Raw genomic sequence first — 11,871 nt, 5'->3', positions numbered from 1 at the left:
CTGCTCTACTCGGCGAGATCGAGGAGATGGCGGCCCTCGCGATCGTCGATCTCGATGATCCACAGGTCGGAATCGAACCGGATCTCCTTGGTCAGGCGCTCCTCCGCATCGAGCGGGGTGCCCTCCCAGACCATCGCCACGAAGCGACGCCCGCCGGTATCCTCGTCCTCGAACAGCGCTTGCGGCGCCGGTCCGTAGAGGTCGGCGCGGCCGTCGAGGCGATCGACCTTGACGAAGATCGCGCCGGCCTCCGCCGCGCCCCGGCGGCGCTGCACCGCGGAGATCCCCTCGACGGCCAGTCGCCGCAGATGGGCCGAAACCCAGAAATCGGAGCGCAGGCGCGGCATGGACCCTCCCGGTGCGGATGCGCGCCGGGCATGCGCCGCGCCGGACCGCGATGCAATCAGGCCGGGGGCAGGGCCGCGCGGGCGGCGAGCTCGCGCAGCGTGCGGCCGGCGGCCTCGCCCTTCACCGGCAGCTTGCGGTCGCGCTCGAACTTCTCGATCGCCGCGCGGGTGGTCGCTCCCATCAGCCCGTCGGCCTTGAGCGGGCCGTAGCCGAGCTTCGACAAGGCCTTCTGCGCCTGCATCACCGCCGGCTGCGGCTTGGGCGGCGCGACGGCACTCTTGGGCGTCACCGAAGCGGTCGTCTCGTCGGATCGGATCAGGTCGGCGATCGGATCGCGGGCGGCGGCCCCAGCGGCCTCTGCTGCCTTCAGAGGCGTGCGCGCCGTCTCGGCCGGCCGGTCGGCATCGGCGACCTTCTCAGGTACCGACCTCGCGGCGGGGTCCTTTCTCGCGGCATCCTTGCTCGCCGCATCCTTGCTCATCGCATCTTGGCGGATCGCGATCTTCGGCAGGATCGGGGCCGGGTGGCGCCCGTTCTGGTAGCCGAGGGCGTTCATCGAGACGACCACCACCGCGCCGAACGCGACCACGCCGCCGAACAGCGCGCCGGGATTGCGCCGGCACATCCGGAACGTCCCGCTGGCGACGGCGCCGAGCATCATCCGCCATTCCGACACGTCGGCGGCGGGCCGGCGCTGCGCCGGGCGGCGGGGGGCCTTGGCCGGGCGGGCGCTGCGGGCGTCTCCGGCGACGGTGATCTCGCGATGGTCGCGCATCTCGGACATTCTGTCTCCCCGTTGCGTTTCGATCAGCCGACGCGGCGCAGGCGCGCGGGATCGTCGATCTCCCGCACCACCGTCGGCCCGGTGTCGAACAGGCCGAGCGGCAGCCGCACCACGGCGCCGTGGGCCGAAGCCCTGCCGGCCGGGCGAACCCGGGCGGTGAGCGGCGCGGTGCCGACCGGGCTCTCGGCCGACCGGCAGGCCCTCGGCAGGCTGACGGTGACCGTGGTCCCGGCATCCGGCGCGCTCTCGATCGCGATCGTGCCGCCGTGCAGGCCGACGAGGCCCTGCACCACCGAGAGGCCGAGGCCGGTGCCCTCGTGGGTGCGCTTGTAGCCGCCGGAGCCGGCCTGGAAGAACGGCGTTCCGAGTCGCGGCAGGTCGGCCTCGCGGATGCCGATGCCGGTATCCGACACGATCAGGTCGAGGCCGGCCGCGGTCCGGCGCAGCGCCACCTCGACGCGGCCGCCGGCCGGCGTGAACTTCACCGCGTTCGAGATCAGGTTGATCAGCACCTGACGGCAGGCGCGCGAATCGGCGGTGATCTCGATCGGGCCGGGCTCGGCGACCTGCGCGAGCACGACGCCGACCGCATCGGCCTTGAGCTTCATCAGGTCGCAGCAGCTGCGCGTCAGCGCCGCCGCGTCGACCAGCTCGGGCGCGTAGTCGAAGTTGCCGCTCTGAATCCGGCTCATGTCGAGCAGCGTGTTGACGACGCTGAGCAGGTGCTGGCCCGAGGCGCCGATGATGCCGGCATATTCCCGCGCCCGCTCCGGTGCGAGCACGACCGCGCCTTCGCCGGCCAGGACCTCGGAGAAGCCGATGATGGCGTTCAGCGGCGTGCGCAGCTCGTGGGTGACGTTGGCCAGGAACCGGCTCTTGACCTCGTCGGCGCGCTCCGCCTCGGCGCGGGCGCGCTCGAGCTCCTCGGCGTGGCGGCGATGCTCGGTCACGTCGCGGGTCACCGCGACGACGCCGACCGGGCCCGACGGCGACTGCGCGATCCGGTGGGCGCGCATCTCGACATGGATCAGCCGCGCGCCGTCCTGGCGCCGGGCGGTCGGGTCGACGTTGAGGCGCAGCTGCACCGTCGCCGGCTTGCCGAGAGCCGCGACATCGCTGATCGCCTGGAGGAAGGCGGGGCGGTCGGCCACGTGCACCCGCTCGAGCAGGCCGTGGCCGCGCAAGCGCATCGCATCGGTGCCGACGAGCGTCTCGGCCGAGGCCGACGCCTCGATCACCCGGCCGTTGACGTCGTGCCAGGTCACGAGGTCGTCGATCGCCGCGAGCAGCATCCGGTCGCGGGCCTCGTTGTCCCGCATGCGCTTGCGCCACTGGCCCTCGTTGCGCATCTGCTCCAGCACCTGCGCGGCGACGTGGCCGATCGCGGTGATGGCGAAGACCGGCATCGCGACGGAGGCCGACAGCGCCATGGTCGGGCTCGTGATGATCCACGATCCGGTGAATGCCACGCAGAGGACGCCGACCATCGCGAGCAGCGACGCCGCGACGGTGGCGCGCTTCGAGCCGGAGACCACCGCCTCGAGCGGGATCGCCACGAGCCAGATCGCGGCGGCCGACTGCACGCCGCCGGTGAGGCTGGCGAGGCACACGACGAGGCCGGTGAGGCCGGCCGACGAGACGGCGTGCGCGATCCACAGCGAGCCGGTGCGCGAGAGCAGGACGGCGGCGAGCACGGGCAGGAACAGGCTGGCGATCGCCAGGACCTCGATGCCCGACGGCACGCCGCGCCACAGCAGGTAGGGCGGCAGGCCGGCCATCATCACCGCGCCGGTGGCGAGGCGCGACACGAGGAAGCGCTCGTGGCGGAAGCGCACGCTGGCATCCTCGATCGCCGATTCATGCACGAAGCTCGCGAGGCGGGCGTCGAGCAGCGCGGGCAGCCGGTGTTGAATACGCAAGGCAGATACGCGCAACGCACAAGACCCAAGACCAGGACGGCCAACAACGCGGCATGCCTGGTAATACTCGGCCTTCGCGCCCCCCGGTTCGGTGACGAACGACTAGATCCCGACCCTCGCAGACCCGGCTTAAACGAGTGTTGCGCGTCGGCCCGCGATGGCCGGGATGCTTTCCACAACGTAACCGTGACTACGCGCAGGGTGTCCCCGTCGGGGCTCGTTCACCATCGAATGCCTTTTAGGCGATCGGTTGACGTTGGATTCAGGAAGCCGGCCCCACCCTCGGCCGTCTTCGACCCGCACGCTTCCCGGATCACCGTCCATGTCGTTCCTGCTGCGAGCCGCCCTGGTGATCGGCGCGTTGTCGTACCTCGCGGCGACCCGCGACCAGCCGGGGACACGCGCGAGCGTTCCGTCCGCACCCGAGATGGCCGATCCGCGCGACGCAGCGTTCCCGGCGCCCGCGACGGGATCGACGTTGCTCGCCACGGTCGGGTCCGCCACGGCCGCCTGGAGCGCGATGCCGGCGGAGTCCCGGCAGCGCCTGGCGCAGGAGGCCATGACCGAGCTCGGCCGGCACGTCGGTCCGCAGGCCGCCTCGCGCGACACCCTCGCGGATGCCGATCGCAAGGCTCCGTGGCGGGGATCGGAGGGGCGCTGAGGCCGTTCGTGCTGGACGATACGACGACGCGGAATGCGTGAGCCCCAGCCGGCGGCCGGCGCGGCCGATCTCAGGACGACTTCCGAGCCCGCATCGGCAGGGGCGTCCGGTTCGCCGGCCGCTCGGCCGCGGCCTGCCGGATCTTGCCCGTGTCCGGCGCATGGTGCGGCTGGTGGGCGTCGGACGCGCCGGTGCGCTCGCGCAGCGGCCGGTCGAGGATCGCCGAGAGCAGGTCGCGGGCGGCGGGACGATCGGTGGTCCGAAACAGGCGGACGAGCTCGAACACCCGCTCGGCCGAGCGCGAGACCGCCTCGTCGAGGGTCAGGAAGACGTAGACCGCCTCCTCCTCGTGGAGGTCGGCGGCGCGCAGGCACAGCGTGAGCAGGTCGTAGCGCGAGCCGGCGTCGGGCGCGCTGCGCAGGAAGTTCGCCGGAAGCCCGAGCCCGTCCGACAGGGCGGCGAGGAAGCCCGGGACGTCGTGGACGGCGGAGAGGCCGAGCAGCATGCCGCCAAGGTCGCGCGGCGGGGGCGGGCAGGGGCGAAGCGCGGCCGTGGCGGCGATCGCCTCGCGGATCGCGTCGCGCCGGATCGGGTCGGCGTGCAGGTAGAGCGGAGCGAGCTCGCCGACGGCGAGATCCGGGCGGGCGAGCAGGAGGCCGGCGAGGTCCGGATCGGTCCGGCCGCGGCCGACGAGGTGCCGGACGTCGCCGCCGCGGAGCGTGATCCCGAGATTGCCGGCGAGCGCCCGGTCGATCGCCGGATCGCCGCGCTGCGCCAGCTCGGCGATCACCGCGCGGGGGAGGCCGGGTCGGCCGGCCATCGCCGAGCCGAGATCGGCGCCGTCGAGGAGCGCGGCATCGATCAGGGCGGGCGAGAGCGTCACCGCCGACCCCAGCACGATGTCGCGGACGCGTCCGCCGCGGGCGGCCAGCGTGGCGAGGACGGATTGCGGCGTGTCGGCGAAGGGCGCGAGCTTCTCCGCGACGATCGCCGCCGTCTCCTCGTCGACGATCGGGATCAGACCGCCGGCGAGCGAGGCGAAGGATTCGAGTTCCGACTTGTCGCGGTTGGCCGCCTGCACGAACAGATCGGTCTGGACCCGCAGGATGACGGGCTTCAGGTCGAGATGCGCGATGCGCGACAGTTCGATCAGCCCGGACAGGTCGGGCGCGACCTCGACGGATGGGGGCATGGCACTTCGGATACGCAGGAACTGGATCGACCATTACGCTAGGGTCGTTTGCGTGAATCGACCTTTAAGCCGCTCGCCGAAGCGACGTGTCGTCCTGCGCCAAGATCGGATCGGCACGAGGCCGATCCGCCTCAGACCTTCGTGCCGCTCACCGTCACCCGGCCCTCGATCGGGTACGCCGGATCGTTGTAGCCGGGCGTCGAGGGATGGCCGGTCACGACGAGGCCGTCGACCAGGGCCTCGTCCTCGGGCGTGAAGCGATAGTCGAGCCCGCCGAGGTAGTCGGTCCATTGTTCCATGGTCCGCGGGCCGGCGATCACCGCGGTCACGGCGCGGTTGTTCATCACCCAGGCGAAGGCGAACTGCCCGGCGGTGATGCCGCGTGCCTCGGCATGGTCCTTCAGGGTGCGGGCGATGCGCAGCGATTCCGGGCGCCATTCCGTCTGCATCATCCGCGCGTCCTGGCGGCCGGCGCGGGTGTCGGCCGGCGGCGGGACGTCGGGATCGTACTTGCCGGTCAGCACGCCGCGGGCGAGCGGCGAGTACGGCACCACGCCGAGGCCGAAATGCGCGCAGGCCGGCAGGTGCTCGGTCTCGGGCATGCGGTTGAGCGCGTTGTAGTACGGCTGGCTCACCACCGGCCGGTCGATGCCGTAGGCGTCGCACAGGCGGCAGATCTCGGCGATCCGCCAGGAACGGTGGTTCGAGACCCCGAAGTGCCGGATCTTGCCCTGGCGAACCAGGGTCTCCATCGCCCGCACGGTCTCGTCGAGCGGCGTCGCGTGGTCCTCCTTGTGGAGGTAGTAGATGTCGATGAAGTCGGTCCCGAGCCGGCGCAGGCTCTCCTCGGCGGCGCGAAGGACGTGGACGCGCGACAGGCCGCGATCGTTCGGCCCGTCGCCCATCGGGTTGGCGACCTTGGTGGCCAGCACCCAGGCATGCCGATCCGTCGCGATCGCGCGGCCGGTGATCGCTTCCGAGGCGCCGGAATTGTAGACGTCGGCGGTGTCGATGAAGTTCACGCCCGCATCCCGGGCGCTCGCGACGATGCGCGCGGAATCGGCCTCGTCGGTGGCACCGCCGAACATCATCGTGCCGAGGCAGATCGGCGAGACCTTGAGGCCCGAGCGGCCGAGCGTGCGGTAATCCATCGGAGGCGGTCCTGCGTCGTGGGGTTGCGGGGGTATCTCGGCCGGGATCGCGGAGCGTCAACCGTCGTCGCAGGTTCGGAACCGGGAATGGCCCGTGCCCGTAACCGGAGGCACATCGCGGCGAATGGGTCGCATGCGCTCCACGCGCCGTGCCGGCCGACCGGGCCGCCAACCGTCATCGACACCGCATGCGAAGAGCCGAGATGTCCCACGCCCTGCCGCTGCCCTGGCTCGACCGCGCCGGACGCCTGTCGCTCCTGAAGCTCGTCGCGTTCCTGCTCGCCGTCGCCCCGGCCGTCTACCTCGCCGGCGCCTACGCGACGAACGCGCTCGGGCCGAAGCCGATCACGGCGCTGATCCACGGCACCGGCGAGTGGACGATCCGCTTCCTGCTGGCCTCCCTCGCGGTCACGCCGCTGCGGCGGGTGGCGAACTGGCCGAAGCTGATCAATGTCCGGCGCCTGCTCGGCGTAACCACGGCGGCCTACGCGCTGGCGCATCTCGCGCTGTACGTGGTCGACCAGAACTTCGACCTCGCCAAGGTCGTCTCCGAGATCGCGCTGCGGTTCTACCTCACGATCGGCTTCGTCGCGCTCGTCGGCCTCATCGCCCTCGGGGCGACCTCGACGGACGCCGCGATCCGGCGGATGGGCGCGAGCTGGTCGCGCCTCCACAAGGCGGCCTACGCGATCGGCATCCTCGGGCTGCTGCACTACTTCCTGCAATCGAAGATCGACGTCTCCGATCCGGTGTTCTGGACCGGGCTGTTCGTGCTGCTGATGGGCTGGCGCCTGATGCAACGGTTCAGGCTGCCGATGCGGCCGTGGTCGCTCGCGCTGCTCGCCGTTGCCGCCGCCCTCGCGACCGCGGGCATCGAGGCGGCCTGGTACGGGATCAAGAGCGGCATCCCGGCCGACCTCGTGCTCGGCGCCAACCTCGACTTTTCCGACGTGATCCGCCCGGCCTGGTGGGTCCTCGCGGTCGGCCTGACGCTGCCCGTCGTCTCCCTCGTGCGCGTGCCGCTGGGTGCGAAGGCGCCGGCGCCGCGGGCGGGCCGTCCGCAGCGCGTCCAGCCGGCCGCATAGGCGCCTTGCTCCCGCCGGCACGCTGACGCACAACCCGGCGCGGCCCCGCGGCGGGCCGAACGGAGCTCGACCTGTCCATGCGCGGTTTCCTGAGCCGATCCTCGGTCGTCCTCGCGCTGGTCTGCCCCGGCGCGGCGCTCGCCGCCTGCCCGCTGCCGGAGGCGCCGCCCGCCTCGGCCAAGCCGGAGAAGCCGGCCCTGCCGGCGAAACCCGCCTGCCTCGATGCCAAGGGCGGGTGCCCCGGCTGGGAGGCCTACAGCTACAACGACGCGATCAAGGCCTACAACCTGCAGCTCCAGGCGTTCCGGCCGATCGCGGAAGGCTACGTGCAGAAGCTCAACGCCTACGTGAAGGCGAGCGCCGATTACGCGCAGTGCGAAGTGAAGTCGATGCAGTAGCGGCCGCCTTCGCGGCCCGATCGGGACATGTTACGCTCGCCACATGAGCGTGAAGCCGAAACCGCGCATGACCGTCGACGAGTTCCTGGCTTGGGGCGAGGGACGACCGGGGCGGCATGAGTTGCTCGACGGCGAGGTCTTCGCGATGTCGCCGGAACGGGTCCGGCATGCCGAGACGAAATTCGCCGCTCAACTCGCGTTGCGGGCTGCCATTCGGCGGGAAGGCTTGCCCTGCCAGGTGCTCCCGGACGGAATGACGATTCGGATCGAACGCACCACGGCTTTCGAGCCTGACGCCCTCGTGCGTTGCGGACCTCGTCTCGATCCAGACACGGTGGAAGTGACGGATCCGGTCATCGTGGTCGAAGTCCTCTCGCCGAGCACGCGATCGATCGATACGGGCGCGAAATTCGCAGGCTACTTCGGCATCCCGAGCGTGATGCATTACCTCCTCATCGACACGGTCAAACGCCTCGCCGTCCACCATCATCGTCGCGCGGACGACGTCATCGAGACGCGTATCGTCTCGGATGGCGTGCTGACCTTCGATCCTCCCGGCATCACCGTCCCGCTCGCCGAACTCTACGACGACGCCTGAGCCGCCTCGCTTGACCCTGCCGGGCGCCGGTGCGAGAGCGCGAGCGAATTTCCGAAGGGACGCCCGCATGACCGCTCGCCTCGACCTCCTGGTGCTCGGCAACGCCATCGTCGACGTCATCGCCCGCACGGACGAGGGTTTCCTCGCCGACCAGGGCGTGCCGAAGGGCGCGATGGCGCTGATCGACGAGCCGCGCGCCGAGGCGCTGTTCTCCGCGATGGGGCCGGCGACGATCGTGTCGGGTGGGTCGGGCGCCAACACGGCGGTCGGCGCGGCGCTGCTCGGCGCCAAGACCGGCTTCGTCGGCAAGGTCCGCGACGACGAGCTCGGCGGCCTGTTCAGCCACGACCTGAAGGCGACCGGCGTCGCGTTCGACGTGCCGGTGGCGACCGACGGACCGGCCACCGCCCGCTGCTTCGTCCTCGTGACGCCCGACGGCGAGCGCACGATGAACACCTATCTCGGCGCCTGCCAGGGCCTGTCGCCGGCCGACCTCGACGAGGCGACGGTCGCGGGCGCCCGCGTCGTCTACCTCGAGGGCTACCTCTGGGACCCGCCGGCCGCCAAGGACGCGTTCCGCAAGGCGGTGACGATCGCCCACGGCGCCGGCAACGCGGTGGCGCTGACCCTGTCGGACGCGTTCTGCGTCGGCCGCTACCGCGACGAGTTCCTCGGGCTGATCCGCGACGGCAGCGTCGACATCCTGTTCGCCAACATCGGCGAGTTGCAGAGCCTGTACCAGACCGACGACGCGGACGCGGCGCTGAAGGCGCTCCGCGACGAGCGCGACGCCCGCGGGCGGCACCTGCTCGGCCTCGTCACGCGCTCGTCCGAGGGCGCGATGGTGGTGAAGGGCGGCGAGATCCGCTCGGTCAAGGCCTCGCCGGTGCGCGATGTGGTCGACACCACCGGCGCGGGCGACCTCTTCGCCGCCGGCTTCCTGGCCGGTCATGCCCGCGGCCTCGACTACGTCACCTCGGCCCGCCTCGGCGCGCTCGCGGCGGCGGAGGTGATCCAACACATCGGCGCCCGGCCGCAGGGCGACCTCGTCGCGCTCGCCAAGGCGCAGGGGCTGATCTGAAGGATCAGGGCCGGAGCAACACCTTGCCCACCGCCTTGCGCCGGCTCAGGATGCCGAGGGCCGCGGCGTAGTCCTCGAGGGGGTAGACGCCGTGCACCCGCGCGGTCAGCCGCCCCTCGGCGACCCATGTGAGCATCTGGCGCTGGTTCTCGCGGTGCACCTCCGGCTCGCGCTCGGTGAAGACACCCCAGTGGACGCCCATCACGTCGAGCTCCTTCAGCAGCATGATGTTGAGGGGCAGGCGGGGAATCTCGCCCGCGGCGAAACCCACGACGAGGAAGCGGCCGCGCCAGGTCAGCGCGCGGAAGGCCGGTTCCGCGAAGGCGTCGCCGACCGCGTCGTAGACCACGTCGACGCCCTTGCCCCCGGTCGCGTCCTTCAGGGCGTCGCGCAGGGTGGCCGGATCGTAGACGAGGCCCACCTCCGCCCCGTGCTGCCGGGCGATGGCGAGCTTGTCCTCCGAGGAGGCGCAGGCGATCACCCGCGCCCCGAGCAGCGCCCCAAGCTCGACCGCCGCGAGACCGACCCCGCCCGACGCCCCGAGCACCGCGAGCCATTCGCCGGGCCGGATCTTCGCGCGGTTGCGCAGGGCATGGAGGGACGTGCCGTAGGTGATCGTGAGGCCGGCAGCCTGCTCGTCGCCCACCCCGGCCGGAACCGGCGTCAGCATGCGTGCGGGCACCGCGAGCCGTTCGCGGCAGGTGCCGTGCTTGGCATGCACGATCACCCGATCGCCGACCCGCACGCCGTCCGCGCCCGGTCCCAGGGCCTCGACCACGCCGCAGGCCTCACCCCCGGGCGAGAACGGCAGCTCGGGCTTCACCTGATAGCGCCCGGCGATGATCAGCGTGTCGAAGAAGTTGAGCGCGGCGACGGTGACCCGCACCAGGGCCTCGCCCGGGCCGGGGACGGGATCGGGCAGCGTCGCGATCGACAGGTCGTCCGGGCCGCCGAGCCGGGTGCACAGGAGAGCCTTCATCGCGCGCCTTCCGTTCGTTTCACCAGTTGCCCAAGGCCAGCCGATCGCCTCAGCGCCGCTCGTAGATTCCCGCCAGCGATCCCTTGGCCAGGACGTGGCCGCGCATCGCATCGACCAGGGCGCCGCGGCCCGGCGAGGCCGGCAGGTCGAGGAGGCGGTCGAGGGCGTAGACCTGGAACAGGTAGCGGTGCGGGCCGTGGCCGGTGGGCGGGTCGGGCGGAAGCCAGCCGTCCTTGAGGAAGCTGTTCTTGCCGAGATCGACGCGCGCGTTCGCGGAGGCCGCCCCCTCGGCCAGATCCGAAACGTCCGGCGCGAGGTTCCAGACGATGAGGTGCACCAGCGGCTGCGGCGTCGGGCTGCCGGCATCCTCGGCGAGGATCGCGACGCTCGCCGTGCCCGCGGAAAAGCCGCTCCAGGCGAGCGGCGGCGACGTCCCGTCGCCATCCGCGGTGAAGCGGACCGGCATGCGGGCGCCGTCGGCGAAGGCCGGGCTCGTCAGCGCGATCGTCTCCGGGGCATCGGCGAAATCGGCGTGGAAGACGGTCTTCTCGAGGCCGGCCTTGAGGCCGGACAAGGCCTGACCGACCGCTGCGGGGATCTTCTCGAGCATCGGGTCTCCTTCGTTTCTGACGCCGGTCGAACAGCGCCCGGCATCCTAGGCCGGGCGCTCGGCCGCCAGCATGTAGTTCACCGCCGTATCGCGGCCCAGCCGCCAGCCGTCGGTGAGCGGATTGTAGACGACGCCCGTGGTGTCGGTGACCGACAGGCCGCCGCCGCCGAGCGCCGCCGACAGCTCGGACGGCGTCACGAACTTCTCCCAGTCGTGGGTGCCCTTGGGGAGCCAGCCGAGGACGTACTCGGCGCCGACGATGGCGAGCGCGAAGGAGCGCATCGTCCGATTGAGCGTCGCGGCGAAGAGCATGCCGCCGGGCTTCACCGCCGACGCCGCCGTGCGGACGAAGGCCGGCATGTCAGTCACGTGCTCGATCACCTCCATGATCAGCACCACGTCGAAGGTCTTGCCGGCGGCGACCACAGACTCGATGGTCTCGGCGCGATAGTCGACGGGCACGCCCTCGGCCTCCGCGTGGCGGCGCGCGGCGGCGATGTTCTGCGCCGCCGGGTCGAGGCCGGTGACGTCGGCGCCCAGGCGCGCGAGCGGCTCCGACAGCACGCCGCCGCCGCAGCCGACATCGACGATCGAGAGGCCCTGCAGCGCGAACGGCGTCTCGACCGACCGCCCGTGATGACGGCAGACCGCATCGCGGATATAGGCGAGGCGGACGGGGTTGAAGCGGTGCAGCACCCGCATCGGACCGCGCGGATCCCACCACGTCGCGGCGAGCGCATCGAACCGGGCGACCTCGCCGGGGTCGACGAAGCCGAGGCCCGCGCTGCTGCTCGCACCCGCCTCGATCCCGGCGGCGGTCTCGTCGATGGTCATCCGATCTCTTTCCATTCGGGGACGGCGCGCGCTCGGTGGTCGCAGTCCCGCGCCGACCGCGCACGGGCGACCGGCCGAGCGGGTGCGGCCGACCCTGCATTCCGGGTAAGTGGAGCTTGGCGGCGTGTTGACAGCCCCCGACCCCGCTTGTACCCGCCGGACGCCGGTCCGGTACAGCCGGCGGCGCGGCCGTTCGCGAATCGTTGGAGGCCGCCGAACACGCCCGGACAT

13 protein-coding genes are annotated in these 11,871 nt (G+C 71.8%); 5 read left to right on the top strand and 8 right to left on the bottom strand.

Annotation, left to right across the window (positions count from 1 at the left end; translation table 11 throughout):
- Nucleotides 1–5 precede the first annotated feature (5 nt).
- The 3 genes from MKK55_RS22765 to MKK55_RS22755 are packed head-to-tail and all read right to left on the bottom strand — an operon-like array spanning nt 6 to nt 3,051.
- Nucleotides 6–347, bottom strand: coding sequence for a DUF1491 family protein (locus tag MKK55_RS22765; protein WP_243937776.1), 342 nt, complete (start codon nt 345–347; stop codon nt 6–8).
- Nucleotides 348–403: 56 nt separating this feature from the next.
- A complete protein-coding gene (locus tag MKK55_RS22760; RefSeq protein ID WP_243937801.1) occupies nt 404–1,123 on the bottom strand; it encodes a peptidoglycan-binding domain-containing protein in 720 nt (239 codons plus the stop codon).
- Nucleotides 1,124–1,155: 32 nt separating this feature from the next.
- Nucleotides 1,156–3,051, bottom strand: coding sequence for a PAS domain-containing sensor histidine kinase (locus MKK55_RS22755; protein WP_147858191.1), 1,896 nt, complete (start codon nt 3,049–3,051; stop codon nt 1,156–1,158).
- 322 nt (nt 3,052–3,373) lie between these two features.
- Here MKK55_RS22755 and MKK55_RS22750 point away from each other — a divergent pair, with 322 nt between their 5' ends.
- The gene (locus tag MKK55_RS22750) at nt 3,374–3,712 is read left to right on the top strand and encodes a hypothetical protein (protein WP_243937775.1); all 339 of its coding nucleotides are present in this window, start codon (nt 3,374–3,376) and stop codon (nt 3,710–3,712) included.
- Between the two features lie 70 nt (nt 3,713–3,782).
- On the opposite strand, the gene MKK55_RS22745 is transcribed toward MKK55_RS22750, so the two are convergent.
- Both MKK55_RS22745 and MKK55_RS22740 read right to left on the bottom strand, forming a co-directional pair.
- A complete protein-coding gene (locus MKK55_RS22745; protein WP_243937774.1) occupies nt 3,783–4,904 on the bottom strand; it encodes a DUF2336 domain-containing protein in 1,122 nt (373 codons plus the stop codon).
- Between the two features lie 131 nt (nt 4,905–5,035).
- Nucleotides 5,036–6,055 carry an aldo/keto reductase gene (locus tag MKK55_RS22740; RefSeq protein WP_243937773.1) on the bottom strand — a complete coding sequence of 340 codons (1,020 nt, stop codon included), beginning with the start codon at nt 6,053–6,055 and terminating at the stop codon, nt 5,036–5,038.
- A gap of 203 nt (nt 6,056–6,258) precedes the next feature.
- Between MKK55_RS22740 and MKK55_RS22735 the strand changes: the two genes are divergently transcribed.
- From MKK55_RS22735 to MKK55_RS22720, 4 genes are all read left to right on the top strand, one after another.
- Nucleotides 6,259–7,140, top strand: coding sequence for a sulfite oxidase heme-binding subunit YedZ (locus tag MKK55_RS22735; protein WP_243937771.1), 882 nt, complete (start codon nt 6,259–6,261; stop codon nt 7,138–7,140).
- Between the two features lie 77 nt (nt 7,141–7,217).
- Nucleotides 7,218–7,538, top strand: coding sequence for a hypothetical protein (locus MKK55_RS22730; protein ID WP_243937769.1), 321 nt, complete (start codon nt 7,218–7,220; stop codon nt 7,536–7,538).
- A gap of 43 nt (nt 7,539–7,581) precedes the next feature.
- Entirely contained in the window at nt 7,582–8,136 is a 555-nt protein-coding gene (locus MKK55_RS22725) for a Uma2 family endonuclease (RefSeq protein ID WP_147726311.1), read from the top strand.
- Nucleotides 8,137–8,203: 67 nt separating this feature from the next.
- Nucleotides 8,204–9,217, top strand: a complete 1,014-nt coding sequence (locus tag MKK55_RS22720) for an adenosine kinase (protein WP_243937767.1) — start codon at nt 8,204–8,206, stop codon at nt 9,215–9,217.
- 4 nt (nt 9,218–9,221) lie between these two features.
- On the opposite strand, the gene MKK55_RS22715 is transcribed toward MKK55_RS22720, so the two are convergent.
- From MKK55_RS22715 to ubiG, 3 genes are read right to left on the bottom strand one after another with little or no spacing between them, the layout of a single operon-like run.
- Nucleotides 9,222–10,196 (bottom strand): NADPH:quinone oxidoreductase family protein, encoded by a 975-nt coding sequence (locus MKK55_RS22715; protein ID WP_243937766.1) that lies wholly within the window; start codon nt 10,194–10,196, stop codon nt 9,222–9,224.
- Nucleotides 10,197–10,245: 49 nt separating this feature from the next.
- Complete coding sequence (locus MKK55_RS22710) at nt 10,246–10,806, bottom strand: YbhB/YbcL family Raf kinase inhibitor-like protein (RefSeq protein ID WP_243937765.1); 561 nt, start codon at nt 10,804–10,806, stop codon at nt 10,246–10,248.
- A gap of 45 nt (nt 10,807–10,851) precedes the next feature.
- The gene (gene ubiG, locus MKK55_RS22705) at nt 10,852–11,640 is read right to left on the bottom strand and encodes a bifunctional 2-polyprenyl-6-hydroxyphenol methylase/3-demethylubiquinol 3-O-methyltransferase UbiG (RefSeq protein WP_243937764.1); all 789 of its coding nucleotides are present in this window, start codon (nt 11,638–11,640) and stop codon (nt 10,852–10,854) included.
- Nucleotides 11,641–11,871: the final 231 nt, after the last annotated feature.

Source organism: Methylobacterium sp. J-059 (genome assembly GCF_022829485.1).
GTDB lineage: Bacteria > Pseudomonadota > Alphaproteobacteria > Rhizobiales > Beijerinckiaceae > Methylobacterium.
This window is presented reverse-complemented; position numbering and strand designations above follow the sequence as displayed.

Coding starts and splice junctions, on each gene's coding strand:
- MKK55_RS22745 (WP_243937774.1), bottom strand. CDS start 4,904: ATGCCCCCATCCGTCGAGGTCGCGCCCGACCTGTCCGGGCTGATCGAA.
- MKK55_RS22760 (WP_243937801.1), bottom strand. CDS start 1,123: ATGCGCGACCATCGCGAGATCACCGTCGCCGGAGACGCCCGCAGCGCC.
- MKK55_RS22765 (WP_243937776.1), bottom strand. CDS start 347: ATGCCGCGCCTGCGCTCCGATTTCTGGGTTTCGGCCCATCTGCGGCGA.
- MKK55_RS22730 (WP_243937769.1), top strand. CDS start 7,218: ATGCGCGGTTTCCTGAGCCGATCCTCGGTCGTCCTCGCGCTGGTCTGC.
- MKK55_RS22715 (WP_243937766.1), bottom strand. CDS start 10,196: ATGAAGGCTCTCCTGTGCACCCGGCTCGGCGGCCCGGACGACCTGTCG.
- MKK55_RS22750 (WP_243937775.1), top strand. CDS start 3,374: ATGTCGTTCCTGCTGCGAGCCGCCCTGGTGATCGGCGCGTTGTCGTAC.
- MKK55_RS22725 (WP_147726311.1), top strand. CDS start 7,582: ATGAGCGTGAAGCCGAAACCGCGCATGACCGTCGACGAGTTCCTGGCT.
- MKK55_RS22720 (WP_243937767.1), top strand. CDS start 8,204: ATGACCGCTCGCCTCGACCTCCTGGTGCTCGGCAACGCCATCGTCGAC.
- ubiG (WP_243937764.1), bottom strand. CDS start 11,640: ATGACCATCGACGAGACCGCCGCCGGGATCGAGGCGGGTGCGAGCAGC.
- MKK55_RS22735 (WP_243937771.1), top strand. CDS start 6,259: ATGTCCCACGCCCTGCCGCTGCCCTGGCTCGACCGCGCCGGACGCCTG.
- MKK55_RS22740 (WP_243937773.1), bottom strand. CDS start 6,055: ATGGATTACCGCACGCTCGGCCGCTCGGGCCTCAAGGTCTCGCCGATC.
- MKK55_RS22710 (WP_243937765.1), bottom strand. CDS start 10,806: ATGCTCGAGAAGATCCCCGCAGCGGTCGGTCAGGCCTTGTCCGGCCTC.